Below are 25,579 nucleotides of genomic sequence, written 5' to 3'. Positions count from 1 at the left end.
AATGATCTTTACCATCATTAGCGGTGCGGCCATCAATACCGCACCTTATCCCGATATCCTATGGTTACCACCAGACTTCAGCTTGGGCACCAACGGTAAATTGATCGCTCTTACTGTCGGCAAACTCAAACTGACTAATGCCATTCCCCAGCACTTTCAGGTAGGCGCCGTAACAACGAATTTCCGAACGTGAGGTGCGCATACTGGTACCCAATTTAAAAGTCTGGAGCAGCGTGGTTTTATATCCTTTCTCGTGATATTCCACGCCACCAGTTTTATTTTTCTGATCAAACCAGCCTAATCCAATGCCTGTCTGGTGAGTGTCGCTCCAGATATAAGCGGGACGGATAACTATGCGGACATGGTCAAAATTGGTAAAGACGCCAAATTTGACCTTTTTTTTGTCGGCGACGCGCTGGCCACCAGCGTACACCGCCTGCCGTCCACTATGGCGCGGCTCGAGCCGCTCACGCTGTTGGCCACCCTGGCGGTCTCCACCCGTCATATCGGCCTGGCGGCCACCGCCTCCCCCACCTTCAGCGATCCCTTTACGCTGGCCCGCGCGTTTTCATCCCTGGATCATATCAGCCGGGGCCGGGTCGCCTGGAACGTGGTGACCTCGTATTCTACCAATGTGGCACGCAACTTCAGCCGGGAGGATATGCCCGACCACGCGGCGCGCTATGCCCGGGCGCGCGAATTCCTCGAGGTAGCATTTAAGCTGTGGAACGGCTGGCGGGATGGGCGGTGGTGGCCGATCGGACCAGCGGCCGCTATTTCGACGACGACAAGATCCAGCCGATCAACCATCACGGCGAACATTTTTCGGTGCAGGGACCGCTGAACATTTCCCGCTCCCCCAGGGGCGGCCGGTGATTATTGAAGCCGGGTCCTCGGCCGATGGCCAGACGCTGGCGGCGCAGACTGCCGAGGTAGTGTTCACCGCCAGCGCCTCCCTGGAGGAAGGACGGGCGTTTTATCGCAGCCAGAAACAGGCGGTGGCGGCCGCCGGACGCGATCCCAAAGCAGTGCTGATCTTGCCGGGGGTGATGCCGATCGTCGGCCGCAGCCGTGAGGAGGCCCGGGAAACCTGGCGTCAGCTTAACGCGCTGGTGGATATCGACAACGGGCTTGACCAGCTCTCCGCCCGCTTTGGTCTGGATCTGCGCGCCTACCCGCTGGACGGGCCGGTACCGCCGGTGCCGGACGGCGAGGGAAATCAAAGTCGCATCAAACTGTTGACCGATCTGGCGGCGCGCGATGGCTTGACCCTGCGCGAGCTGGCGGCGGTGGCCGCCGGATCCCGTGGACACCGGGTGGTGGTAGGCAGCGCTGACGATATCGCCGATGACTTCCAGCAGTGGCTGGAGGCAGGCGCGGCGGACGGCTTTAACGTGATGCCCGCGATTATGCCGGAACAGCTGGATCTGTTTATCGAGCTGGTGACCCCAGAGCTCCAGCGCCGAGGGTTATTCCGCACCTCATACCCTTTCGCCACGCTGCGCGAGAACCTGGGGCTACCGGCGGCGAGCTGAGCACGCCCGCCCCAGACCTCCCGCGCCTGAAGAACGTTTTTAGAGGAACCGCAATGAGTATTCGACTATCGCGACGTGTCCAGCGTGTGACGCTCTCCGCCAACGCCGCCGCCAAGCAACGCACCAATGAATTAAAAAGCGCCGGGGTGGATATTCTTGACCTGACCACCGGCGAACCGGATTTCGACACCCCCGAAGCCGTCAAGCAGGCGGCCTACCGGGCCATCGCCCAGGGTGAAACGAAATACACCGCCACCCCCGGCGTGCGCGCGCTGCGGGAAGCCGTGGTGCGCAAGCTGTCGCGGGAAAACCGGCTGGCCTATCCCCTGGCGGAAGTGGTTATCGCCAACGGCGCCAAACAGATCATTTTCAACGCATTCGCCGCTACCCTGGATGACGGGGATGACGTGCTGGTGCCGACGCCGTACTGGCCCACCTTCCCCGACAGCGTGCGTTTTAACGGAGGCGAGCCGCGTTTCCTGCCCTGCCCTTTGGAGCAGGGCTATAAGCTGCTGCCGGCGCAGCTGGAACAGGCCATCGGGCCGCGTACCCGCTGGCTGGTCCTTAATACCCCAGGCAATCCCAGCGGCGCGGTCTATGCCCGCCAGGAGCTGGAAAAACTGGCGGCGGTGCTGCGTCGCCACCCCCAGGTACTGGTGATGCTGGATGAACTGTACGAACATATCCTGTTCGACGGCCGCCAGCATATCGGGCTGCTGAACGTCGCGCCGGATTTGCGAGACCGCGCGCTGCTGGTGGGCGGCGTGTCGAAAACCTATGCCATGACCGGCTGGCGCATCGGCTACGGCGCCGGTCCGGCCACGTTGACGCAGGCCATGGTGGTCACCCAGTTGCAGATCTCCTCGGGCGCCAGCTCGGTGAGCCAGGCGGCGGCCCTGGCGGCGTTTGAAGGCGGCCTGGATTTCCTGCCGCCCCAGGTGGCCAGCTATCAGCGGCGCCGTGATACGCTGGTGGAACATCTTAGCGCTGTGGACGGGCTGGAGCTACTCCCTCCCCAGGGCAGTTTTTTTGTATTCTGCCGCTGCGCGGGACTGCTGGGGCAACGGCGGCCGGACGGCCGCCGGCTGGAAAACGAGGTGGATGTGCTCGATTACCTGCTGGAACGCGGCGTATCGGGCATCGGCGGCAGCGCTTATGGCTTGTCGCCCTATTTCCGCCTTTCCATCGCCACCGATGATGCCACCGTGGCCGAAGCGGGCCGGCGTATCGCCGCCGCTTGCGCCTTGTTAATGAAATGACTGCTCGCCCTGCCGGCAATCCAAGTTAGATCGCGCCCTGGCGGGTGCTGCCGTCGACCCCATGGGGATACCGGGGGCCAGGGCGACGTAGCGGTAAATAAGATGGTGGATCACGCGGATATTCGCGGGTTGGATACCGCATTACAGAGATCCGTCATCTGATCCCGCCACTTACTTACGACGCGAACTAGCGTTGCGCTGCCGTCGTGAAGCGTCGCCATGGGTTGCTCTTGTTCCGGGCTACGCCGCCTTCAGGAAACGCTCTTCGATAATGCTGGTTCTCTGGTTTCTTGTTCTCTTATGCCATCCGTGTGTCGTGCGGTTCCCGCGTGAGCGACATCGCCAGCCGGCCAATATCCCAGATAAAACCGGCCAGCTCCCGGGCGACGGCCACAATGGGAATATTTGCATTCTTCCCTTTTGCCACGAGCCTGCGTCATCTGGATCCAAAAGGGCGAACAGGATATCGGGCGCAAGCTCGACGGGATTTTCCGCCGCTGGCACCGCGACAGCTTGGCCGCCCTGGCGGATAAACGCGGTTGGTCGTACCTAGCGCCGGCGCTCGACAAGATGTGCCGGGAGACATTAAACGAGCAGTTATCCTGGGGGGCCATCCCAAGCTCAGGCTTTTTTGCCGCGCCACGTCATCCGCCGGCAGTCCAGCCCGGGTTATCCTCGGCTTATAGCAAAAACCGCTGTGCATTATGTTATCGTTATAGATGTTAGCTTTATAGCGGGCGGCCTTAACCGCCCGTCCCGTCGTCTACTTTGCATAGGGTGTATTATGATCGCAGGCATGCCAATCTCACGCCGAACGCTCCACAGTGAGATAGCCGATTTCATTCGTGACATGATCGTCCGGGGAGAGCTGGAGCCGGGCAGCAGGATCCCCGAAAAAGATCTGTGCGCACGTTTTGATATATCCAGAACACCCCTGCGCGAAGCGCTGAAGGTTCTGGCTACCGAAGGCATGATCATCTTGCTCCCGCAGCGCGGCGCCCGCGTGGCGGCGTTGACTAATGAAGAGCTGTACGAAATCTTCCCGATAATCGCCAGTCTTGAGGGCCTGGCCAGCGAGTTGGCTTGCCAGCATATCACCCGCGACGAATTAGCCGCTATCGAACAACTCCACGCGCAGATGCTGCTGGCTTACCAGCGGCAAGACAAACTCGACTATGCCCGCCTGAATCGGGAAATTCACCTTGCCCTGTTCAGCGCGGCCAGAAACCAGTCGCTGCTGGCACTCTATAAAACCCTTGAGCTGCGCATCAGGAATATCCGCCATACCGTGCGCCAGTTGCCGAAAGACTGGCAGCGGGCGGTGAACGAGCATGAGGAAATCATGGCCTGCCTGCGCGTAAAAAACGCCGCGAAACTGGCAAAGACCATGCGCAAGCATATCATGAGCACCGCCAACGCCGTCAAAAATGCCATGGATGCCAAGCTATAATATCCTGTCGGCCATGGCGCCGGGACCGTTATAGCGTCCGCTATCAGGCGCGTCCCGCGGCGTCGCCAGCTCCCTGACGTCATAGGTTTTTCTTATCAGTAATCTGGTTTTTACCTCCTGTGAAATGAATTCATTATTCATTATTTATTTTTATTGACCCCTCGCTCCAGCCGATCAATTCTTGCACGGTTCCCGGTCGCGCACCCAGGGTTTGCTTTCCCAGGGCGGCGGCGATCCCGAGCTCGCCGGCCGTCGGCGTTGATGCGTTCAGGCAACAGTTAATCACCTTTCCACGGAGCTACAATGAACAGACATTTTTTGGTTAACTTTTTTTGCCTTCTGGCCCTGGCGGGCACCGCCGCCAGCGCCGCGGAACTTGATGGAACGCTTAAAAAAATCGCCGACAGCGGCCAGATCACCGTGGGCCACCGTGATGGCGCGGTCCCATTTTCCTACTACGACGATAATCAGCGGCCGATCGGTTATGCGATGGATATCTGCAACGCGGTAGTGGCGGCAGTCAAAGCCCGCGTCCATAAACCAGAACTGGCGGTGAATACCCTGCCGGTCACCGGCACTACGCGTATTCCGCTACTGGCTAACGGCACCATCGATATGGAATGCGGCACCACCACCAATAACGCGGAACGACAAAAACAGGTGGCTTTTTCGACCACCTATTTTGTCGCAGCCGTGCGCATCATGTCCAAAAAGAGCGCACCGGTTGCCTCAATGGCGGAGCTTAAGGGTAAAACCATCGTCACCCTGTCCGGTACCACCAGCGTCAAAATCGTCAATGACGCCAATAATTCCCAGCATCTGGGCATGACCATCCTGACGGCCAAGGACCTGGCGGAGGGCATGCTGACCCTGGAGACCGGACGGGCGGCCGCGCTGATTTTTGATGATGTCTCACTGGCCGGCGCGCGGGCCACGTCCAAGTCGCCTGACGCGTTCCAGATCTCCGATCGGCCGCTATCCGTCGAGCCTTACGGCATTATGCTGCGCAGGAATGACGAACAGTTTAAGCAGTTGGTCAACGACACCATCGCCGGCCTGTACCAAAGCGGGGCCATTAACGGCATCTATAACAAGTGGTTTACCCAACCCATCCCGCCGCGGGGCATCAATATGCAATTCCCGATGTCCGCCCAGTTGCAAAAGGCGATTGCCCATCCAACGGATGACGCCAATCCCGAGGTCTATCGCTAATGCCGGCGCAAGTAACCCTGGCGGATGATCATCCCGGGCGCGTTGGTCGGCATGGCGCGCAGCCTCGACCGCAGGTCTTGGCTGCGGCAGGACAAGTGGCAAAATGAACTATAACTGGAACTGGGCCGTCTTTTTCGATACCGCATCCGACGGCGCCCATACCTGGTGGCAGACGCTGGTCATCGGCCTCGGCTGGACGGTGGCCACCGCCGCCTGCGCCTTTTTTATCGCGCTGGTCCTGGGGGCGCTTGCCGGCGTGGCGCGCAATACGCCGAACCGGTGGTTAAATAGCTGCGGCAGCGCATTTGTCGAGGTATTCCGCAATATTCCCCTGCTGATGCAAATGTTCCTTTGGTATTTCGTCTTTCCGGAAATGCTGCCGGCGGCGCTCGGCGACCAGTTGAAGCAATTACCGAACGCGCAGTTTTATACAGCGGCGCTCTGTTTGGGATGCTATCACGGTGCCCGTATGGCGGAAGTGGTCAGGGCCGGCCTGGAAAGCCTGTCCAAAGGCCAGCGCATGGCGGGACAGGCGTTGGGGCTGACCCTGGCGCAAACCTATGCTTATGTGCTGCTGCCGGTGGCAATGCGCATGGTGACCCCGGCGGTAACGTCCGAATTGTTAAGCTGCACCAAAAACACCTCGGTGGCGCTGGCGATAGGGCTGATTGAATTGACCGGCGGCGCCCGCGCCATGCAGGAAAACACCTTCCAGGTGTTTGAAGCCTTCAGCGGCGCGACCCTGCTCTATCTGCTGCTCAACCTGGCGGTGGTTTTTTTCATGCGCGGCGTGGAGAAAAAAGCCGCGCTACCCGGATTTGCAACCGGCGTCGGCCGGGAAAAGGGCTGATTGATGCTGACGGGATTTGACTATCACACTATTATCCGCACCCTGCCGTATCTGTTTATGACCGGGATGAGCTTTACCCTGCGCCTGACGCTGTGCGCAACCCTTGCCGGTCTGGTGTTCGGCACCTTGCTGGCGCTGATGAGGCTGTCCGGCATGCGTTTTTTGTCTATTCTGGCGACCTGTTATGTCAACCTGATGCGCTCGCTGCCGCTGGTTTTGGTGATCTTCTGGTTCTATTTTCTGGTGCCCTATCTCCTGCAATCGGTCACCGGCGCCGCCTCGCCGGTGCGGGTGGACCCGTTCTGGTCATCGGTGATTACCTTCAGCCTGTTCGAAGCCAGCTATTTTTGTGAGATTGTCCGCTCGGGCATACAGTCGCTGCCCAGCGGGCAGTCTTCCGCCTCGCAGGCGCTGGGTATGACCGGCCGGCAGACCATGCTGTACGTGATCCTGCCGCAGGCCATGCGCAATATGCTGCCGCTGTTCCTGACCCAGACCATTATTTTATTCCAGGACACCTCGCTGGTCTATGTACTGTCGATTACTGATTTCCTGGGCGCCGCGGCCAAGATTGCCCAGCGCGACGGACGCCTGCTGGAGATGTATCTGTTTGCCGCGGCGGTCTATTTCCTGATGTCGTTTGCCGCCTCGTACTCGGTGCGGATGCTGCAAAAACGGGTGGCCATTATTCGCTAGAACTGATGCGTCTCGGGTTTATCTGCCGTAGCCTGAGCTGCGCCCAGGCCAACCGGAGATCAATGGCAACCTTTTATCCGGCCGATCGCGCGGTTAGCATGCGCGCTATTTTCTCCTTATACCATGGTGCTTACATGTCCCCATTACCAACTGTTTCGGTTCCGTCCGCTGCGGGAAACAACGCAGCGCTGTTAGCCCTTGCAGGCCAGCGCCTCAATGTTCTGCAACATGAGCGCGTGGTGCTCTATGCCGGCGCAAACCTGCCCAGTCCCGAGGCAATGGCGGCTTATTCCCCGGGATTAAGCGCCTATCCGGCCATGGGACCCAGTTTTGATAAGGAGCAGCCCGATACCGGCCTGGTCTCCGCGCTTGAAGTGGCCGTTGCCGATCAGATTAGCCGGCTGTTCGGTTCACTCTGGGCGGACACGCGCCTGCCGAACTGCACTACCGCCAACCTCGCCGTTTTCCACGCGTTCGCCAGACCGGGCGATCTGTTGCTGGCTCCCGCAGCCGCCCATGGCGGGCATTTAAGCCAGCGCAAAGGCGGAACGCCCGAATTGGCGGGCCTTAACGTTGAGGATCTGCCCTACGATGAACATCACCTTTGTCTTGACCCGGCGGCGGCGGCGGCGATGATCCTGCGCCGAAAACCACGTCTGGTGATGCTGGGACGCTCGGTCATGCTTAAGGCGGACGATATAACGCCGGTGATAAACAGCGCGCAGCGGGTCGGCGCCAAAACCATTTTTGACGCGTCCCATGTACTGGGGCTGATCGCCGGCGGGATGTTTCCCAATCCCCTGTCGCTGGGGGTGGATATCATGACCAGTTCGACGTATAAGACGCTGCCGGGCCGACCGCACAGTATTATTGCCGGCGGCAATTTGGCCGATCGGGCTTTGTTGGCCAGCGTCATCGAAAATCGCATGATCGCCAACGGCGATGCCGGCTGTTTACCGTCCCTGCTGGTGACTCTGGAGCAGGCAAAACAGAACGGCGCGAACTACGCGCGCCGCATTTGCCGCAATACCGCCGCCATGGCCGCGGCGCTCAGGGCGGCAGGCGTCGTGGTGATGGCGGCGCAGCCCCATGAAACCGCGACCCATCAGTTGCTGATCCCCATGAGCCCGGCGCTGTCGGCCAAACAGACCCTTGCCGCGCTTGAACAGCAGGGGATACTGGTGGGCACCTGCGCCGATCCGGCCGCCGCCGGTCATTTCGCCCTGCGCGTCGGCACCCAGTTCATGACCACCCTGGAGCTTGATGAGACCGGGTTTGCCCGCATCGCGCAACGCCTGGCCGCGCTGTTGGAACGGACAGCCGATAATCGTATGCGGATACGAGCCGGGAGGTAACTCGCTTTACGCTCGACATCAGGCCATACGGCCAGTGGCGCAATGCATCCCAATGCCGCTGGCCGGTTTTCCCCCACGGCTGCAGGCTAGCGTGGGAGACCGCAGCTTCGGCCATTATCTGCGGAGCAGCCAAACGCCGACCTCTCGTGGCCTGGGAACCTTTATTTCCTTATTTGGGGCAAACGTCCTATCAGTATCACTGAAACTGTTGATCTGTTCAGTTGGCACAGGCTGTCGAGAGGAAAATATTTCCTGAAGTGGCGATGCACCTGCAGCAAAAACCGATCGCGATTATGTATTTTGCCATTGGCATGAAAATGATTTTAATAATGCGGTTTGGATAATTCCCGCCGCGAGATGACCAGACGTACGTTACCGTCAAGTAGAAAATGTACTCGATTCACTGCAAGCATCCAGATCAAATATTGAAAAGAAATTTATTACCGAATTGGGCATGACAATCCACAAAGTGATCCAGGAAGAGCGGTTGAGGAAAGCCAAGGAACTTCTCACCACCACCGCAATCCCGATTAGCGAAATCTGCAAATTATGCAGTTATAATACCATCCAATATTTTTATTTTATTTTTAATCAACAAACGGGAATGACTCCCTCGAAATACCGTAACAGCCGGTCTTATCAAAACCAAGGTAAAGATGCCGATTTGATTTATTGACAAGTTTCGTTCAACTATGGCCGCTATGCATTATCCGGCTGACGTTTCAACAACCGCCCCCGCCGTTCTTGTACCTGCCCGTCCTCGTAACCCGCCACGCCATTGACTACCACCAGATCGATCCCGGGCGCTTGCCGGCATGGGTCACCGTAGGTGGCGACGTCCTGGATCCGCTCCATGTCCACCAGGGTTATATCGGCGAACGCCCCTTCGCGCACCACGCCGCGATCCCGCAGGCGAAAGCGCGCGGCCGGCAGCCCCGTCATCTTGCGCACCGCCTCGGCCACATCGAACAGCCGCAGATCGCGGCAATAGTGTGCCAGCACCCTGGGAAAGGTGCCCCAGAGGCGCGGATGAGGATTAGGGTCGTTCGGCAAGCCGTCGGAACCAATCATTGACAGCGGATGCGCCAGGATCTTGCGCACGTCGTCTTCGCTCATCATGCTGTAGATCGCCCCGGCCGGGCGCAGGCGTTCTGTGGCTTGCCATTGGTCGACACCCCACAACGCGGCAATCTCTGCAAGCCGCTGCCTGGCCATTTCCGGGTGCGGCTCCGACCAGGTGATATAGATCTCCATCTGTCCGTCGACGCGCCAGGCGTCAAGCGTGGTGGAGCTGGCCGCATACGGATAGCAATCGCAGTTGCAGGGCTGCTGGCCGGCGGCTTTTTCCAGCGCGGCCAGGGCCTGCGGCGCACGGCCCCAGTTGCCCGCGCCGGCGCACTTGAGGTGTGATATCACCAAGTCCGCCCCGGCATTACGGGCGGTGCTGAACGACTCTTGCAGCGAGTCCAGCAAACCGTCGTGTTCATTACGCATATGCGTGGTGTACAGCGCGCCGTAAGCGCCGACAATGTCTACCAGGCGCTGCATTTCCGCCGCCGGCGCCTGTTTGGCGTTGGTGTAGGCCAGACCGGAGCTGAGGCCGATGGCGCCATCGTCGAGGGCGCCTTTCAGCGCCGCGCACATGTGTTCCAATTCGCACTCCGTCGCCGGTCGATCGAATTGCTCCATGACGTTGGCCCGCAGCGCGGTGTGGCCGATCAGCGCCGCCACGTTGACGCTCGGGCCGGCGCGCTCAACCGCGTTGGCATAATCCCCGAAGGTCGGGTAAACAAATACCTCCTGCGCGCCCAGCAGGTTCATCGGGTCCGGCGGCGCGCCGGGCAAGGTCACCGGCGAGCCGCTGATGCCGCAGTTGCCGACGATCACCGTGGTAACGCCCTGGGAGATTTTGGCAAGCATGTCCGGACTGCGGATAACCTGGATGTCGTCGTGGGTATGCACGTCGATAAAACCCGGCATCAGGCAGCGCCCGGCACCGTCAATCACCCGTCGCGCAGTCTGTCCGGCAAGATTGCCGATAACGGCTATCCGATCGCTACGGGTCGCGACGTCGGCGATATACGGATCGGCGCCGGTGCCATCAACCACGGTGACCGCACGGAACAATAAATCAAACGCCATGTGAGATCCTCCGGCCCGCGGCGAAATCCCAGCCCTTGCCGGGAACCGCGTCCATCAATTGTTGAGTATAGGGATGCCGCGGGCGGGTCAGAACATCGCAGGCCGGTCCGTACTCGATAACCTTGCCGTGTTGCATCACCAGCACGTCGTCGCATAACTGCGCCGCCACGCGCAAATCGTGGGTGATAAACAAAATGGCGACGCCCATACGGTGTTGAATATCGCCAAGCAATTGCAGCACCTGCGCCTGAACCGAAACATCCAGAGCGGACACCGCCTCGTCGGCGACGATCACGTCCGGCTCCATCGCCAGCGCGCGGGCGATGGCGATGCGTTGCCGCTGTCCGCCGGAAAACTGATGTGGATAACGGTCGATGGCGTCGGCGGGCAGCCCAACCAGTTCAAGCAACTGCTGGCCGTTCGCCCAGGCCTGGGCGAACGACACGCCGTGATTCATCGGTCCTTCCACCAGGCTCTTGCCAATGTTCATACGCGGATTGAGCGAACGATTGGGGTCCTGGAAGATCATCTGTATCCTTTTGCGGTGAGGTTTGAGTCCGGCGGTCGAGAGTTCGGAAATATCATTGCCGGTAACCCGGACCGCACCGCTGGTAGGCGTCAGCAAACGCATCACGCAACGCGCCATCGTCGACTTGCCGGAACCGCTTTCGCCGACGATCCCAAGCGTCCGGCCGCGCTTAAGGGTGAAGGTCACATCGTCCAGCGCGCGCGTACCCTCGCGCCGATTACCGAACCAGCTTAGCGCCGTGCCGGCGGCCGGATAGATTTTGCCCAGTTCAATGACGTCAAGCACCACCTGCGTCCTGTGCAGCTCACCGCGCGCGGGCCGCGGCACCAAGCCTGGGACCGCCGCCAGCAGGGCTTTGGTGTAATCCTCGCGCGGTTGCGACAGTACCTGCTCTACCGTGCCGGATTCCACGATACGTCCCTGGCGCATGACGCAGACGCGGTCGGCGATATCCACCACCACCCCCATATCGTGGGTGATAAACAGCACCGCGGTACCGTGTTTTTGCTGCAGCTCGCGGATCAGTTTAAGAATCTGTTGTTGGGTCGTCACGTCCAGCGCGGTGGTCGGCTCATCGGCGATCAGCAGGCGCGGCTCGAGCACCAGCGCCATCGCTATCATGATGCGTTGGCGCTGGCCGCCGCTGAGTTGATGCGGATAAGCATCATAAACCCGTTCGATATCCGGCAGATGCACCTGCGCCAGCGCGCTGATAACCTGCGTACGGCGCTGCGAGGCGCTTAAATCAGTATGGGTCTGCAGCACTTCGTCGATCTGGCGTCCCACCGTAAGCACCGGGTTGAGCGCGGTCATGGGCTCCTGGAAAATCATCGCCATGCGGCTGCCGCGCAGCGCCTTAAGCCGCCGGTTGCCGACCCGCAGGACATCTTCGCCGTCCAGCAGCACTTGCCCGCCCATCACCCTGAGCGCGCCTTGGGGCAGCAGACCCAGGGTGGCCAGCGACGTTACCGACTTGCCCGAACCGCTTTCACCCACCAGGCACAGCGTCTCCCCGGCACGGATACCGAATGAGATATCCTGCAGCACAGGAATGCCCTGCGCGGTATCAACACACAAATGCTCTACCCGCAGGGTGTCGTTTTGCCGTTCACTCATGCGCCGCCCCTTTTGTTCATGCGTGGGTCGAGGGCATCGCTCACCGTGTCGCCCAACAAGTTGATCGATAAAATACACAGCGACAGCGCCAGGCCCGCCCACAGCACCAGCGAAGGCTTGAGCTGGAAGTACAGGCGGCCTTCGGAAATAATGTTCCCCCAGGTCGGCGTCTCGGTGCCGATGCCGGCGCCGAGAAACGACAGGATCGCTTCGGTCAGGATCGCCGACGCGCATATATAGGTGCCCTGCACAATCAGCGGCGCCAGAGTGCCGGGCATCAGGTGCCGGATCAGGATCCTGAAGGCCGGCGTGCCCATCAGCACCGCGGCCTCCACATACGGCTCCTCACGGATCGACAGCACCCGCGAGCGCACCAGGCGCACCACCTGCGGGATCTCCGGCACCATGATGGCTATCATCACCGTCCATATGCCGGCGCTGCTTAGCGAGACGATAGCAATGGCCAGCAGGATGCCGGGGATCGCCATCAGACCGTCCATCACCCGCATCAGCACGGCGTCCAGGCGCCGGAAATAACCGGCCAGCAGACCCAGCGGCAAGCCAATCAGCACGCTCAGCACGGTCACGCCCAGTCCCACCATCAGCGAGATGCGCGCGCCATAGACAATACGCGAAAACAGATCGCGGCCATAAGCATCGGTACCGAGCCAGAATTCGGCGCCGGCTGGCCTGAGCCGAAGCGCCGGAGATAGGGCAATGGGATCGTGATTGGCAATCCAGGGCGCGAACACCGCCATGGACACAATCAGCATCAGGCAGATCAATGCGATAATCGATGTCAGCGGCAGACGCGGCAGTGTTAACCAACGATACCGGGGGGCCGGCAAGGTCAGGAGATCCGGTTTACTCATGGCGATGCCCTCAGTAGCGAATGCGCGGATCGCTGAGCGCGTACGACAAGTCGATCAGCAAATTGATGATGACATATACCCCGCTGGTCAACAGGATCATGCCCTGAATAACCGGATAGTCCCGGGCCAGCACGGCGTCGACAATCAAGCGCCCCAGACCCGGGATGTTGAATACGCTTTCGGTGACCACCACCCCGGAAATCATCAGCGCGAAACCGGCGCCAATAACCGTCAGGATCGGGATGGAGGCATTGCGCAGCGCATGCCTAAACAGCACGTGGATTTCGGCCAGGCCCTTGGCGCGGGCGGTACGGATGTAGTCTTCGCCCAGCACTTCAAGCACGCTGGCCCGCGTCATCCGCGCCACCAGCGCGATGTAGACCGACGATAAGGTCAATGCCGGTAATACAATACGCTGGGCAAACGGCCAGACTCCCCCGGTGATGCTGCGAAAACCCTGTACCGGCAACCACTTCAGTTCGATGCCGAATACGGTAATCAGCACATAACCTATGACGAACACCGGTATCGAGAATCCCAGTACCGACGTCGACATCACCAGATTGTCTATCCAGCTACCGTGTTTCCAGGCCGCCAGTAACCCCAGCGGTACCGAGATAAGGATAGTGAAAGCAATCGCCGTCAGCGCCAGGCTCAGGGTCGGCTCCAGGCGCTGGCCGATCATGCCCAGTACCGGCGTGTGGGCCATCAGGGAGGTGCTGAAATCCCCCTGCAGCAGTTGCCAGACCCAGACGAAAAACTGCCGGTACAGCGGCTCATTCAGGCCCAGGCTTTCGCGGATGGCCGCCAGTTGCTGCGGAGTTGCCATATCGCCGGCAATAATCGCCGCCGGATCGCCCGGCGACAGCCGCAGCAGCAGGAAGACAAACAGCGCCACCACCAGCATCACCGGGATAGCCGCCAGTACGCGGCGAATGAAGTAACCCATCATCGAAGCCTCCGAAGGCAATAATTATCCGCTAATCAGTCGCTTTTCTCGACGTTCCAGAACACGGTGGACGGCCCGGTCATCAAGTGGCTGATATGGCTGTTCCAGGCCGCCACGTCGTAATACTGACCCAGCGGGATATAGCTGACCTGGTCCATCGCACGCCTTTGGATTTCGACCGCAATCTCTTTCTGCTTGGCGGGATCGGTGGCGGTGGCGAAATTCACCCGCAGTTCATTCATCTGCGGGTCGGTCGGCCAGCCGAACCAGGCTCCCTGCCGGCCACCGCCATCGAGCATGGGGTTGACCACCGGGTTCCAGATGGTTTCCGCGTTCCAATAGGTAAAGAACAGATTCCAGCCACCCTGCGCCGGCGGGTTCTGGTTGGCGCGGCGCGATACCAGGGTCTGCCAGTCCATCGGCTGCAGCTCTACGTTGAACCCCGCATTGCGCAGGGCCTGAGCCGCCACTACCGGCTGCGGCGCCTGGCTCGGGACGTCGGTCGGCTGCATGATAACCACCGGCGTGCCGTCATAGCCGGCTTTTTTCAACAGCGCCCTGGCGGCGTTCAGGTCGCCGCCGCGGGTCAGCGACTCGCCGCCCGCCTGACTGTCCAGCGCCGTGCCACAGCCGAAGACCGACGCGCACAGTCTGAAGTACTTCGGGTTGCCAACCAATGCATCAAGTACATCCTTCTGGTTCATCGCCAGCAGCGCGGCGCGGCGAATGTCGGGATTGTTGAACGGAGGATAAAGGAAGTTCATCCGCCCGCCGGTCATCAATCCCAGTTTGCTCAGGACGCCGGACTTGAGATGATTGTCGGCCTGGATCATCGGCAACAGGTCAATGGGCACCTGCTCGATAAAGTCGATATCACCGGAAGACAGTGCGTTGATCGCGGTCATGCGGTCGGGCATATTGATCCATTCGACGCGATCAACCTTAACCACCTTGCCGCCGGCAGTGCCGCTGGCAGGCTCCTTGCGCGGAATGTATTCTTTGAATTTTTCGTAGACCACCCGGTTGCCGGGGTCGAATTCGCCGGCGACGAATTTATAGGGGCCGGAACCGGTATAGTCGGTGATAGTCTTGCCGTCAGGCGTATCGGCGACCCGCTCCGGCATCATGAATGCCGCCACCGATGAAGGCTTGGCCAGCAGTTGCAGGACGTAGCCGAAGGGTTTGGCCAGCGTCAGGGTAATGGTTTTGTCGTTGGTGGCGGTGATACCCGCGGTGTACTTCATCATCAGTTGACCGCCGACATCGAACCGTGCCCAGCGCTTGAGGGAAGCGACGCAATCGGCGGCGGTCACCGGTTTGCCGTCATGCCACAGCAGGCCGTCGCGCAGGGTAAAGGTGTAGGTCAGGCCGTCGGGCGAGACGGTCCAGTCGGCCATTTGCGGCTTGGGCACAAAGTTTTCGTCCATGCCAATCAGGGTATCGTAAATCATGAAGCCATGGTTTCGGGTGATCTGCGCGGTGGTTGCGATAGGATCCAAAACACGCAGGGATGACGACATTACCGCGTGCAGGGTTTTCTCCGCGCCCAGGGCGTACGGCGTGTTCATGGCGGCAATCAGGCCGATAGGCAGCAACAGGCGGGTAACCAGGGAACGGGACGGACGTACTTTCATTCTCAATACTCCTCAAAAATGGCAACGTTCGGTGTCGGCGCTCTTGCCCTGCGGCGCGACGTAGTTAGACCAGACCGGGCACTTTGGCGCGCCCGGCGACGCCATTCCCGGCGCTCAGACGCTCCCCGCCAGCGCATGGCCGATATATAGCTGGCGCAGTCGGCGGGTTAACGGCCCCGGCGTGCCGTCGCCGATGGGCTGGCCGTCCAGGGTCACCACCGGATAAATAAACGATGTGGAGGAGGTCACGAAGGCTTCAGCGGCATTCTTTGCTTCCTCCAGGCTGAAGGCGCGCTCTTCGCGTTGCAGGCCGTGTTCTTTCACCAGGACGAGCAGCGCGCCGCGCGTGATGCCGGGCAACAGCGCGCGGGAAAGCTCGCGGGTCACCACCGCGCCGTCGCGGGTGATGATAAACGCATTATTGGAGGTACCTTCGGTCACCCGTCCATCCTTCACCAGCCAGGCGTCGTCGGCGCCCTGGGCTTTTGCCTGTTCCTTGGCCATGCAGGCGTAGAGAAGTTGCGTGGTTTTGACATCGCTGCGCCCCCAGCGCATATCCGGCAGACCGATGATATTCATGCCGCGTTTTGCCAGCGGACTGTCGAGCACCGCCTTGGCCTGGGTGAAAAGCGCCACCGTCAACGGCGTGTCCGCGGGCGGATATAAAAAGTCGCGGTCTGCGGCGCCACGGCTGACCTGCATATACACCAAGCCTTCGCACAGCGCATTGCGCGCGATAAGCTGCCGGTGGACCGCCAGCAGCTTATCGTCGTCAAGCGGCAGGACCAAAGCCAGCTCCGCCAGCGAGCGGCGCAGGCGGGCCAAATGCGCCTTGGCATCCACCAGCTTGCCGCCCAATACGGCGGTCACCTCGTAAATGCCGTCGGCGAACATAAAGCCGCGATCGAAGATGGAAATCTTCGCATCATTCTCGGCAATAAACTCTCCGTTGAGATAAACGGTGCGCATGGACTGTCGTCTCCTGGTCAGGGGCGCTGGACGCCGGTTTGGCGGGTAATGATGCCGTAATGCTCGATACGCCGGTGGCGGGCGAAATCGAAGATGGTGGTCTTGCCGAAATTGCACAAATCCATATCGCAGCGGTGGACGATAAGCTCGTCGTCCTGCCCTTTAGCCCTGGCGACCACAAAACCGTTGGGATCGATGATTACGCTGCCGCCCATCAGCGGGAAGCCGTCCTCGACCCCGGCCTTGGCCACGCCGACCACCCAGGTGGCGTTTTGATAAGCGCCGGCCTGCATGCACAATTCGGAATGGAACAGCCGCTGCTGTTCGCCTTCACCGGGTTTTTGCGAGTTGATTGACGGCGTGTTATAGCCCAGCGTGACCAGTTCCACGCCCTGCAGTCCCATGACACGATAGGTTTCCGGCCAGCGGCGGTCGTTGCAAATGCACATGCCAATCACGGTTTCCCGATCCTCCCATGTGGGGAAACCCAGGTCGCCGGGTTCGAAGTAGCGTTTCTCCAGGTGCTGGAAGTCGCGGCCGGTATCGAACTCGACGTGTCCGGGCAGATGTACCTTGCGGTATTTGCCGATGATGCTGCCCTGGCGGTCGGTTAAGATGGAGGTGTTGTAATGATGCCCCTCAGGGGTCAACTCGGCGTAGCCGAAGGTGATGGCGATGCCGTGCTCACGCGCGAAATCGAACAGCGGGCGGGTCGCCTCGTTGGGCATCTCCCGTTCGAACCAGGTATCCACCTCGCGCTGATCTTCCATATACCAGCGGGGAAAGAACGTGGTCAGGGCCAGCTCCGGGAAGACCACCAGTTCACATCCCTGCTGCCGGGCCTGTTCCAATAGCGCCAGCATACGCCGGACCACCGTTTCCCTTAAATCGCTTTTTTGAATAGCCCCCAACTGGGCGCCGCCGATGACGATTTCGCGCATGCCGTTTTCCTCCCACAAGACCGACCCGATGCCGGCAAACCTTTTGCGTTACTTAGGGTCATTGTGGGAACTTCAGGTAAGGATGTCGTATGCCAATATGTCGGCCTTGGTTAACCTGAGGTTAATCCATATTGAACAGGTGAAAACCGCTGCCGCCGAGCGTGTTGCGCAATTGCTCGACAAACACCTGGGCAAACTGCGCCAAAGGCTCGCGCCGCAGGTGCACCAGGCTGATGGTCAGGCGTTCTTCGCTGAGGAGGGGCAATACCGCCATCCGCCCCTCTCCCGAGGCGCGGAAGGAAATTTCATCGACCACGGAAAAACCACTGCCGTTTTTGACCAGCGCGCACGCGTGGTGGGGCGAGTCGACATCGATGCTTGGCCGGTATGGCAAGCCCACATGTTCGAAGGCCATCTTCATGAAGCTGTAGAACGGCGTATCGGCGGTATAGCCGATGAACGCCGCATCCGCCAGCGCCTGGGGCAACTCGTCGGCCTGAACCCGGGTCAGCGGATGATCCAGCGGGCACACCACCATAACCCGGATATAGCTCAGCGGCACCGCGCGCAGGTTGGGATGATCGATGGGGAACAGGGAAATACCCAGATCCGCCTGCCGGTCAAGCAGCCGGTCGCGCAGCAGGACATGTCGCAGGCATTCCAGGCTGATGCGAATATCCTCGTTGCACTGCCGGAAAGCAGCAATGGCGTCCGGCACCAGTTGATGCCCCAGGCTGGGGCTGCTGGCGACGCGCAGCACGCCGTGACGCTGCTGGACCAGATTGTGCAGCGTGGTATTGACCCGCAGGATATCGCGATACACCGATTCAACATCGTTGAACAGGCTACGCGCCTCCGGCGAGGGATATAGCCGTCCCTTGACGCGCTCGAACAGCTGGAAGCCGATACGCGCCTCGGTGTGCGAGAGCATCCGGCTAACCGCCGGCTGGGAAACAAACAGCAGTTGCGCGGCGCCATTGATGGAACCGGTGATCATGACAGCGCGAAAGACTTCGATCTGGCGCAAGTTGAGCGGCTGCATGCAACGTACCTCTGTGGAATTTTAGCTTTCGCGCCGGGGACAACGCATAACATCAGGTTATAGGAAGATAGCAATTAGTATGCCAATACACCCAATTGCCTGAAAATCGCGCTGACAGCGAAGGGATTAGCCAGTAAAAATAGCCTTCGCCCATTGTTACAGGAGCCTTACCCGTGGCCGTTCCACAAACCATACTGCCCATCTCGCTGTTGATCATCCTGGGGTATGTCCAGGCGCGCCGGGGCGTTCTCGAGTCCCACGCCATCAAGGCATTGGGCGGCCTGGCTTTCAAGCTGTTCATGCCGATGGTGTTGTTTACCGGCATGGTCAACGCACCGCTGCACGACGGCCTGAACACCACGATCCTGGCGGCGTATTTTGTTCCGGCACTGATGGTTTTCGCCCTGGTCAACCTGCTCGCCCATCGCCGCCTCGGCCACCCAACGCCCTTTGGACTGACCGCCTCCTTTTCCAATAACGCCCTGATCGGCGTGGCGATGGTCTCGGGCCTGTTCGGCAACGACGGGCTAGTGCTGCTGTTCACCGTACTCGCCGTGCACAGCCTGCTGCTGTTCAGCTTCCAAAGCCTGTATGACAGTTTCGCCGGCAGCGAGCCGTTCAAACCCGGCCCGCTGGTGAGCAGCCTCGCCAATCCGATGATTGTCGGCCTGCTGCTGGGCACGGCGGTCAATCTGTCGAATGTGGCGCTGCCGGTCTGGACCACGCAATTAACGACCTGGCTGGCCCAGGCGGCGTTACCCTGCGCGCTGATCGCGCTGGGCGCCAACCTGGCGGGCTTTCGCCTGCGCCCCGGCGGGTCTGCCCTCGGCATTACCGCCGCCAAGCTTGTCGCCATGCCGCTGCTGGTTTTGCTGACGTGCATGCTGCTGGATATCGGCGGTATGCCGCGCCGGGTGCTGGTACTGATGGCCGCCAATCCCTCCGGCGTCAATGTGCTGGGGTTTTCGCGCTCGCTGGAAGACACCCAGGTAACCAGCTCGGCCATTTGTCTTTCAACACTCTTATCGGCCGTCACCCTGCCGCTGTGGATGTGGGTTGATAGCCTGCTGTAATCCGCCGGGCGTAACGCGGGGTAACAAAACGCCGGCGCCCGAAGGGGTTGAAGCAGGTTGCACCAAGGCTGGCGGCCGCAGAAAGACCACCACCGGTCGAGCAAGTCGTCCTGCCAGAGCGCCTGTGCCGTCGCCAGCATAACGCGCGGCTCCGGCAGGATCTGCGCTAGCATCCACTTGTACAATGCTGTTAGTTGCCTAAGGGAATAAAGCGCTGCAGGAAGCAGCAAGTGCCACAGATCTATATGCCGCATTGCCGACGGTAACAGTCGCCGTTTCAAGATCAGCAGTTGTGCCATAACAACCTGTTTAATCCAAGAAAACAAGTCGCTATAAAACAATCCTTTCCTGTGATTGACTAATGCATTTCTTGAACATGCTTGCTGCAAAAGACGCATTCGAGCCGCAGCGCCGCGCTATCACTGACTTATATCGATTTAGGCTTCGCTTTTCTAAAAAAAAAATTTCAAATAACGTTTGACATAAAATAATTAACAGAATGTTTGTAGGAAAAAGAGGGTGATTATTTAATGCCGTTTTTATGGTCTCACATGCGGTGTTGACCGCATAGATCTATACACCCATTCTCGCTTATGATGATAAGGTTTTCTTATGTAGATATTTCCCAGGAGAGCAATAAATATAAATCATTTTTGTGATACGTAATGAAATAGAAATCATCATTTCGATGTGATAAATAAAAATTTGCACAAAGTAACATTTTCACTTCATCATTTATGCCTTTTTTTAAATAGATCAGCCGTTAATTTTCAATTTCAGGTTTGTTTTTATTTCCCATAAACTATTTTCTATTACATTGCAGAATAGTTTACTAATGCCTTCATGAAATACTTCTGACGATATAAATTGAAACTTTCATGATAATTCATCTATAGATTAATTATCAATCAACTGCTGATCATTAATTCATCATAATAGAGGAATCGATCGTTAATAACAATAGTTACTCAAATATTGATAGGTTTTATCTATCAATAAGGTTTTTACGATCGATATAAACGATTAGAATAATAAATGCTAAGGGCGTTTAATTTGAAGTTAGGCTTTGTGTCGCCTTGGTAAGGTTAAGTCGTTCATAAAGGAATATCGACGAAGTATTAAGATTTAGAATAAAATATATAACTGGTGAGCTTCATTTGATGCAATATATAAAATATTGCAAGATTGTTATTATTTAAGCTAGGGTGCACAGTTATGGGAATTGTTGCATTGAGTCTGAGTGTTTATGTTAACATTTGCATCATTTTTGCAACTTTTTCTGCAAGCATTTTTTTACTTAGCCGCAATGAAGCCTTTTCATTTGATGCATCCTACAGCAAGCGTGTTATATTTGGTGTTGTCGGCGGACTTATTACCTTGAGCATTCAACAACAACATGGGGTTTTGACAACAGGTTTCCCCGTTTTTAGTTTCACTGGTTTACCCGTAATTTTAACAATAATAATTGGCGGCTGGGTCAGTGGTTTAATATCCCTGGCAATAGGTATCATTAATATTGATGGAGACCTTTATGAAAAGATGATTATGGGCCTCGTCCCACTAACCCTTTTTCCCTTTAAAATATGGCGTAGCACATCATCGAGAATACCTCTGTTTATTGTGTTTATCATTCTACTCTACAACACTATTACGTTTCATTTTATTAATAACTCACCGCATGATATAAACTCTCTGATAGTTTCTACACTTTTGGAGTGTTTTTGTTTTCTGATCATATATTATGCACTGATGGCTCAGAAATCCTATATTAAAGACAATATAATGATTAAGGATTTCGCCATGATTGACAGCGTCACTAATTTAAATAACCGCAAACGGGTTGATCAAGAAATTGTCCGACTCGCTCTAAAGAAAAACTCATTCGGGGTGGTATTGATTGATCTGGATGATTTCAAGCTTGTCAATGATCGTTATGGGCATCTTGTCGGCGATCAATTACTCTATGAAATAGCTGATGTTTTTAGAGGTACAACGCGAGCTAAGGATTTTGTCGGCCGTTACGGGGGTGAGGAGTTTATCATGTTCATCCAAAATCAGGATCCCGCTGCGGTGCTGTTGGTTTGCCAGCGTATCAGGCAAGCAGTTTCAAAAACGCTGTTTCTGGGAAATTCACAACAGCCATTCAATATCACTGTTTCTATCGGGGTGAGCATGCATTATGCCGATAAAGATCTTATGAAGAGTATACATCAGGCCGATCTGGCCCTTTATAAAGCCAAAAAGCAAGGTAAAAACACTGTCGTAATGAACGATTTCTTAACTGCGGCTTCAGATTTTTTGCATAAATAACTGAAAATGCTATTTACACTTATATTTTCCTGATTAAAGTCAGCCGTGAAAATTTAAAGCCTATGGTGATATGGATCATTCTATTTACATTTTTAAAAAATCAGTCGCTGCAGCAGCATGAACGGGGATCAGCGAGAGACTGTGAAGTGAAAGGGCCATGGTTCTTCTGGCAAGCAGTGATCTAATGAGTTCGAACATTAAGAATTCCCTCGGGCTGTAATATTAGGACGGCAGCGTTAACGGATTCGAAACGCGGCGTTTGCCCCCCACGTAGCCACGAGTAGACTTCCATCAGGTGCACGTGCCAACCCTACCGGGCTGATCAGTCCATCAGCGATCACCGTGCGAGTACCTTCTCGGTCGACGCGGCTGACAGTCGTCCCGCCATAGTCAACAACATAGGCTGCATCTGTACCTGCTGGGACGATGCCGGGGCCTGGGCTGGTGAATTCGGTATTGATTGTTTTTGCCTTCATCCCATTGGATACGAGGGATATTCCGCCCGCAATATTACTGACCAGTAAATCACCATTGGGCAGTTCTACAGCACCTACCGGTGTTTGCAAACCTTCGGCTACGATCTCTATTCTTCCGTCTGGATGGGCAGCAAGAATTTGGTTGGTCTTCCGATTCGCGATCAGCAAGCGACCTCGCATATCAAAAGAGAGACCCGCCGGCGTTGCCAGCCCCTGTACGAAAACAGTCTTATCGCCGTTGGGTGTGAAACGCCACACCAGGTCTTCGTTGTAGGAGGCGACGTACACATCTCCCGTGGATGAAACAGCCAATCCAGACGGGCCACTGAGGCCACTGGCAAAGACCACACGTTCGCCATTAGGCGTGAAGCGCAACACAGTGCCGGCCGACCAATTCGCCACATAAAGGTTGCCGCGCATGTCGTAGGCCATACCGACCGGTGAACTGAGTCCCTCATGGACTGCGGTCCGATCCAACGTCCAATTGACTACTGATTGCGCTTGGGCCGAGGCAGGCAGGTTCAGCGAGACTGCCATAATAAACGCCAACCACACTGAGTAGAATATGTGCCTCATATTGTTACCTCCTGTGAGAAAATTTCTTTGGCGGCGAACAGTCCGTTAAGTGCTGCGGGAAAGCCGGCATAAACCGCCATCTGCATGATGATCTCAACGATTTCTTGTTGAGAGCAGCCGACAATGCGAGCGCCGTGGATATGTACCTTGAGTTGCGGCAAAGCGTTTCCCGTGGCGGTTAGCGCGGCTACCACAGCGAGTTCTCGGCTCTTGAGGTCGAGTCCCGGCCTCGAATAGATATCGCCGAACGGAAACTCAATGAGCAGGCGGGCAAAATCTGGTGCAATGTCCTTCAGGCTCTCAATAACGTTCTCTCCTGCCTGACCATCAACTTCCTTAAGCTTCGCCAGGCCTCGTTCATAGCGTTCGTTATTCATATTCACTCCTGAAGGGTTTTGATACTTGCACTGTATGTTTCGCCTTCGTATTAATCCAATATCATTTTTGTGATACCTTTTGGGTATGAATGAATTCATTGATCTACGACTGGTGCGAGCAGACCGATAAGCAGGGCCACCACCATTACTAGCCCGCGACAATGGGCCGTTGAGCTGTATGAGAAATCTTCTATTGAAAGAAAGGTGCTGATGTCGACTAAAAATTGCACTCAACAGCAATCTTCATTGGCGTCGCCAATCTGCAATTTCCCGAAAAAAAATACATCAGTGGGGTTACTGACTGGGCGTGATAATAAGTCTTCGGGGGGAACTGTCTGCGGGTGTAGCGCAAAATCCACAACATCGCAATATCGCCCGAATGGCGGCCGGCGTGCCCTCGACGTCCAGTAATAACGGACTCTGTTGGCGCCCCTGTTCATCAAACACGCTTGCCAAAGCCTGGGGGTCCACTAATATTCCCCTTCCCTTGGGAAAAAATGTTCTGTGCCCTTCGCGACTTCGCTGCGACGAGGTAAACGCATTCTGCCAACCGTCCAATTGCAAAAGCGTCAATGCGCAGTGCAAACGATACATGTCACTGTGTTGCGACAGTTGGTCTGCGCCTAACTCCCAGTAATACAACAAACAGTGTTTCAACCGAGTCGAGGCCGGGTTTATTTGGCCAAGTCTGAGCAACGACAGCAACACCGGCGCAATATCGCGTGAGAAGCGTTTTTGCTGCTGGGCCTGCTGAAGCCAGCATCGAGTAGGAGGCGGGATTGCTCCCGCCGTCCTCTCACACCACCGTACGTACGGTTCCGTATACGGCGGTTCAGGCTATACGGTTTAGCCGGTTTATCGTATCCAGTATCGAGACCAGTCCAAGCCGGTCCCACCATTTCTTCGGCAACGCCTGATTCATATGCGACGCTCCCGAGTTCCACCAGGGACCTCGTCCATTGCTCGTCGATTTCCAGGCGCGTTCTGCATTCAGCCCCAAGCGCGTCAAGTTCCGTGCCCTTGTCGAGGGATTCTTCCATTGGCGCCATAGGGCACATCGCAGTTTATGCCGCACCCAGCCATCAAGCTTTTCGAGAGGCCTTTTGCTCTGACTTAACTTAAAGTAACCGGCCCAGCCGCGCAGTATCGGGTTTATTCGCTCGATGACATTTGCCATCTTGCGTCCCCGCGCACCCCGCAACATCTCCCCCAGCCTGTCGCGCAGTCGGCCTTGGCTTGCCATGCTTACTCTCAGTCTCGGTTGCTGTCGATGCCTGCTTATCCCATAGCCGAGGTAGTCACATTTCCAGGCTTCGGCTACACGGCTCTTTTCCCCGTTCAGCGTCAGTTTTAACCGCTGGTTCAGGAAGCGCTCCACGCTTACCATTACCCGTTCGCCAGCCCGTTGACTGCGCACATAGATGTTCGCATCATCGGCATAACGCACGAAGCGATGACCCCGCTTTGTCAGTTCGATATCGAGTTCGTTGAGCAGGATATTCGACAACAACGGCGAGAGCGGGCCCCCTTGCGGCGTCCCTTCCTGCCGTCGGCTCAGTATCCCACCCGCCATCACCCCGGACTCAAGATAGCGACTGATAAGCGTAAGCACGCGTTTGTCTTCAACCCGGCGCTGTACGCGGGCCATCAGGATATCGTGGTTAACGCGATCAAAGAACTTTTCCAGATCGAGTTCCACGCACCAGTGATGCCCGGCAGCTACGTGGGCGCGGGCCGTTTCGACTGCCTGATGGGCGCTTTTCCCCGGACGGAAGCCATAGCTGTAGTCCGAGAACAGCGGGTCGAAGATTGGCGTGAGCTGTTGTAGCAAGGCTTGTTGAATCAGGCGATCCACCACACTGGGGATACCTAAATGGCGGGTTCCACCTTTGGGCTTGGGGATCTCAACCGCGCGTACCGCTTGCGGATGATATTCCCCTGTCAACAACCGGGCCTTTAAGATCGGCCAATACTGTTTCACGTAGCCGGCCAATTCAGCCACCGTCATGCCATCGGCACCCGGTGCGCCTTTATTGCCGACTACGCGTTGATACGCACGCTTGAGATTCGCCGGTGCGAGCACCCGCTCCATCAGCGTGTCCGGCTCCGCGTTCGTCCACGTCGCAGACGTCGCCGATGCTTGCACACTGTCGGCCATCATCCTCGGATACCGTCCGGGACTCGGGGAAACAGTTTTCTCGGGGAGAATATTCGGT

The 25,579-nt window shown here is 57.4% G+C and carries 21 protein-coding genes and 1 pseudogene; 10 read left to right on the top strand and 12 right to left on the bottom strand.

The features are described from left to right. Window positions 1–64: 64 nt before the first annotated feature. Entirely contained in the window at window positions 65–433 is a 369-nt protein-coding gene (locus ACL2XP_RS11005; RefSeq protein ID WP_413730255.1) for a carbohydrate porin, read from the bottom strand. Between ACL2XP_RS11005 and ACL2XP_RS11000 the strand changes: the two are divergent. The 8 genes and pseudogenes from ACL2XP_RS11000 to ACL2XP_RS10965 form a co-directional block, all read left to right on the top strand. Beyond that, window positions 383–1,535 (top strand): annotated as a pseudogene (locus tag ACL2XP_RS11000) (LLM class flavin-dependent oxidoreductase); the annotation flags it as partial. The gene ACL2XP_RS11005 and the pseudogene ACL2XP_RS11000 overlap by 51 nt on opposite strands. Before the next feature lie 53 nt (window positions 1,536–1,588). Continuing rightward, window positions 1,589–2,794 (top strand): aminotransferase class I/II-fold pyridoxal phosphate-dependent enzyme, encoded by a 1,206-nt coding sequence (locus ACL2XP_RS10995; protein WP_413730254.1) that lies wholly within the window; start codon window positions 1,589–1,591, stop codon window positions 2,792–2,794. A 796-nt stretch (window positions 2,795–3,590) separates the two neighbouring features. After that, on the top strand, window positions 3,591–4,244 hold the full coding sequence (locus ACL2XP_RS10990; protein WP_413730253.1) for a GntR family transcriptional regulator: 654 nt from the start codon (window positions 3,591–3,593) through the stop codon (window positions 4,242–4,244). A 303-nt stretch (window positions 4,245–4,547) separates the two neighbouring features. Further along, window positions 4,548–5,456 carry a transporter substrate-binding domain-containing protein gene (locus ACL2XP_RS10985; protein WP_413730251.1) on the top strand — a complete coding sequence of 303 codons (909 nt, stop codon included), beginning with the start codon at window positions 4,548–4,550 and terminating at the stop codon, window positions 5,454–5,456. A gap of 103 nt (window positions 5,457–5,559) precedes the next feature. Next, window positions 5,560–6,306: an amino acid ABC transporter permease gene (locus tag ACL2XP_RS10980; RefSeq protein ID WP_413730250.1), complete on the top strand. Its 747-nt coding sequence runs from the start codon at window positions 5,560–5,562 to the stop codon at window positions 6,304–6,306. A gap of 3 nt (window positions 6,307–6,309) precedes the next feature. Then, entirely contained in the window at window positions 6,310–7,002 is a 693-nt protein-coding gene (locus tag ACL2XP_RS10975; protein ID WP_413730249.1) for an amino acid ABC transporter permease, read from the top strand. Window positions 7,003–7,136: 134 nt separating this feature from the next. Beyond that, entirely contained in the window at window positions 7,137–8,357 is a 1,221-nt protein-coding gene (locus tag ACL2XP_RS10970) for a glycine hydroxymethyltransferase (RefSeq protein ID WP_413730248.1), read from the top strand. Window positions 8,358–8,760: 403 nt separating this feature from the next. Continuing rightward, window positions 8,761–9,033, top strand: coding sequence for a helix-turn-helix domain-containing protein (locus ACL2XP_RS10965; protein WP_413733200.1), 273 nt, complete (start codon window positions 8,761–8,763; stop codon window positions 9,031–9,033). A 23-nt stretch (window positions 9,034–9,056) separates the two neighbouring features. Here the strand turns inward: ACL2XP_RS10965 and ACL2XP_RS10960 are convergent, their stop codons facing one another. The 8 genes from ACL2XP_RS10960 to ACL2XP_RS10925 form a co-directional block, all read right to left on the bottom strand. Beyond that, window positions 9,057–10,499, bottom strand: a complete 1,443-nt coding sequence (locus ACL2XP_RS10960; protein ID WP_413730246.1) for an N-acyl-D-amino-acid deacylase family protein — start codon at window positions 10,497–10,499, stop codon at window positions 9,057–9,059. After that, window positions 10,489–12,144 carry an ABC transporter ATP-binding protein gene (locus tag ACL2XP_RS10955; RefSeq protein ID WP_413730245.1) on the bottom strand — a complete coding sequence of 552 codons (1,656 nt, stop codon included), beginning with the start codon at window positions 12,142–12,144 and terminating at the stop codon, window positions 10,489–10,491. The genes ACL2XP_RS10960 and ACL2XP_RS10955 overlap by 11 nt, the downstream gene beginning before the upstream one ends. Next, on the bottom strand, window positions 12,141–13,016 hold the full coding sequence (locus ACL2XP_RS10950) for an ABC transporter permease (RefSeq protein ID WP_413730244.1): 876 nt from the start codon (window positions 13,014–13,016) through the stop codon (window positions 12,141–12,143). Before ACL2XP_RS10950 ends, ACL2XP_RS10955 begins: the two co-directional genes overlap by 4 nt. Before the next feature lie 10 nt (window positions 13,017–13,026). Continuing rightward, the gene (locus tag ACL2XP_RS10945; protein WP_413738556.1) at window positions 13,027–13,968 is read right to left on the bottom strand and encodes an ABC transporter permease; all 942 of its coding nucleotides are present in this window, start codon (window positions 13,966–13,968) and stop codon (window positions 13,027–13,029) included. Between the two features lie 32 nt (window positions 13,969–14,000). Further along, complete coding sequence (locus ACL2XP_RS10940) at window positions 14,001–15,599, bottom strand: ABC transporter substrate-binding protein (RefSeq protein ID WP_413738555.1); 1,599 nt, start codon at window positions 15,597–15,599, stop codon at window positions 14,001–14,003. Window positions 15,600–15,713: 114 nt separating this feature from the next. Continuing rightward, complete coding sequence (locus ACL2XP_RS10935) at window positions 15,714–16,568, bottom strand: D-amino-acid transaminase (RefSeq protein ID WP_413738554.1); 855 nt, start codon at window positions 16,566–16,568, stop codon at window positions 15,714–15,716. A 17-nt stretch (window positions 16,569–16,585) separates the two neighbouring features. Continuing rightward, window positions 16,586–17,509, bottom strand: coding sequence for an N-carbamoyl-D-amino-acid hydrolase (locus ACL2XP_RS10930; protein ID WP_413738553.1), 924 nt, complete (start codon window positions 17,507–17,509; stop codon window positions 16,586–16,588). Between the two features lie 121 nt (window positions 17,510–17,630). Continuing rightward, window positions 17,631–18,551, bottom strand: a complete 921-nt coding sequence (locus tag ACL2XP_RS10925) for a LysR family transcriptional regulator (protein WP_413738552.1) — start codon at window positions 18,549–18,551, stop codon at window positions 17,631–17,633. Window positions 18,552–18,724: 173 nt separating this feature from the next. On the opposite strand from ACL2XP_RS10925, the gene ACL2XP_RS10920 reads away from it, so the two are divergent. Together ACL2XP_RS10920 and ACL2XP_RS10915 are read left to right on the top strand one after the other, a co-directional pair. Next, window positions 18,725–19,624 carry an AEC family transporter gene (locus ACL2XP_RS10920; RefSeq protein WP_413738551.1) on the top strand — a complete coding sequence of 300 codons (900 nt, stop codon included), beginning with the start codon at window positions 18,725–18,727 and terminating at the stop codon, window positions 19,622–19,624. A gap of 1,215 nt (window positions 19,625–20,839) precedes the next feature. Then, window positions 20,840–21,934 (top strand): GGDEF domain-containing protein, encoded by a 1,095-nt coding sequence (locus ACL2XP_RS10915; RefSeq protein WP_413730237.1) that lies wholly within the window; start codon window positions 20,840–20,842, stop codon window positions 21,932–21,934. A 236-nt stretch (window positions 21,935–22,170) separates the two neighbouring features. On the opposite strand, the gene ACL2XP_RS10910 is transcribed toward ACL2XP_RS10915, so the two are convergent. The 3 genes from ACL2XP_RS10910 to ltrA form a co-directional block, all read right to left on the bottom strand. Beyond that, on the bottom strand, window positions 22,171–22,947 hold the full coding sequence (locus ACL2XP_RS10910) for a hypothetical protein (protein ID WP_413730236.1): 777 nt from the start codon (window positions 22,945–22,947) through the stop codon (window positions 22,171–22,173). Window positions 22,948–22,982: 35 nt separating this feature from the next. Further along, window positions 22,983–23,363 (bottom strand): carboxymuconolactone decarboxylase family protein, encoded by a 381-nt coding sequence (locus ACL2XP_RS10905; RefSeq protein ID WP_413730235.1) that lies wholly within the window; start codon window positions 23,361–23,363, stop codon window positions 22,983–22,985. Window positions 23,364–24,195: 832 nt separating this feature from the next. Continuing rightward, window positions 24,196–25,524 carry a group II intron reverse transcriptase/maturase gene (gene ltrA / locus ACL2XP_RS10900; protein WP_413730234.1) on the bottom strand — a complete coding sequence of 443 codons (1,329 nt, stop codon included), beginning with the start codon at window positions 25,522–25,524 and terminating at the stop codon, window positions 24,196–24,198. Window positions 25,525–25,579: the final 55 nt, after the last annotated feature.

The organism is Sodalis sp. RH21, from assembly GCF_047324175.1.
Classification (GTDB): Bacteria; Pseudomonadota; Gammaproteobacteria; order Enterobacterales; family Enterobacteriaceae; genus Acerihabitans.
Note: the sequence above shows the minus strand (reverse complement) of the source record. Positions and strands in the feature narration are given on the sequence as shown.

Bases quoted from the DNA above. Each gene is read 5' to 3' on its own strand.
- ACL2XP_RS10910 (WP_413730236.1), bottom strand. From the start codon at position 22,947: ATGGCAGTCTCGCTGAACCTGCCTGCCTCGGCCCAAGCGCAATCAGTA.
- ACL2XP_RS10960 (WP_413730246.1), bottom strand. From the start codon at position 10,499: ATGGCGTTTGATTTATTGTTCCGTGCGGTCACCGTGGTTGATGGCACC.
- ACL2XP_RS10955 (WP_413730245.1), bottom strand. From the start codon at position 12,144: ATGAGTGAACGGCAAAACGACACCCTGCGGGTAGAGCATTTGTGTGTT.
- ACL2XP_RS10980 (WP_413730250.1), top strand. From the start codon at position 5,560: ATGAACTATAACTGGAACTGGGCCGTCTTTTTCGATACCGCATCCGAC.
- ACL2XP_RS10930 (WP_413738553.1), bottom strand. From the start codon at position 17,509: ATGCGCGAAATCGTCATCGGCGGCGCCCAGTTGGGGGCTATTCAAAAA.
- ACL2XP_RS10935 (WP_413738554.1), bottom strand. From the start codon at position 16,568: ATGCGCACCGTTTATCTCAACGGAGAGTTTATTGCCGAGAATGATGCG.
- ACL2XP_RS10945 (WP_413738556.1), bottom strand. From the start codon at position 13,968: ATGATGGGTTACTTCATTCGCCGCGTACTGGCGGCTATCCCGGTGATG.
- ltrA (WP_413730234.1), bottom strand. From the start codon at position 25,524: ATGATGGCCGACAGTGTGCAAGCATCGGCGACGTCTGCGACGTGGACG.
- ACL2XP_RS10985 (WP_413730251.1), top strand. From the start codon at position 4,548: ATGAACAGACATTTTTTGGTTAACTTTTTTTGCCTTCTGGCCCTGGCG.
- ACL2XP_RS10995 (WP_413730254.1), top strand. From the start codon at position 1,589: ATGAGTATTCGACTATCGCGACGTGTCCAGCGTGTGACGCTCTCCGCC.
- ACL2XP_RS10905 (WP_413730235.1), bottom strand. From the start codon at position 23,363: ATGAATAACGAACGCTATGAACGAGGCCTGGCGAAGCTTAAGGAAGTT.
- ACL2XP_RS10990 (WP_413730253.1), top strand. From the start codon at position 3,591: ATGCCAATCTCACGCCGAACGCTCCACAGTGAGATAGCCGATTTCATT.
- ACL2XP_RS10925 (WP_413738552.1), bottom strand. From the start codon at position 18,551: ATGCAGCCGCTCAACTTGCGCCAGATCGAAGTCTTTCGCGCTGTCATG.
- ACL2XP_RS10950 (WP_413730244.1), bottom strand. From the start codon at position 13,016: ATGAGTAAACCGGATCTCCTGACCTTGCCGGCCCCCCGGTATCGTTGG.
- ACL2XP_RS10940 (WP_413738555.1), bottom strand. From the start codon at position 15,599: ATGAAAGTACGTCCGTCCCGTTCCCTGGTTACCCGCCTGTTGCTGCCT.
- ACL2XP_RS10975 (WP_413730249.1), top strand. From the start codon at position 6,310: ATGCTGACGGGATTTGACTATCACACTATTATCCGCACCCTGCCGTAT.
- ACL2XP_RS10915 (WP_413730237.1), top strand. From the start codon at position 20,840: ATGGGAATTGTTGCATTGAGTCTGAGTGTTTATGTTAACATTTGCATC.
- ACL2XP_RS10970 (WP_413730248.1), top strand. From the start codon at position 7,137: ATGTCCCCATTACCAACTGTTTCGGTTCCGTCCGCTGCGGGAAACAAC.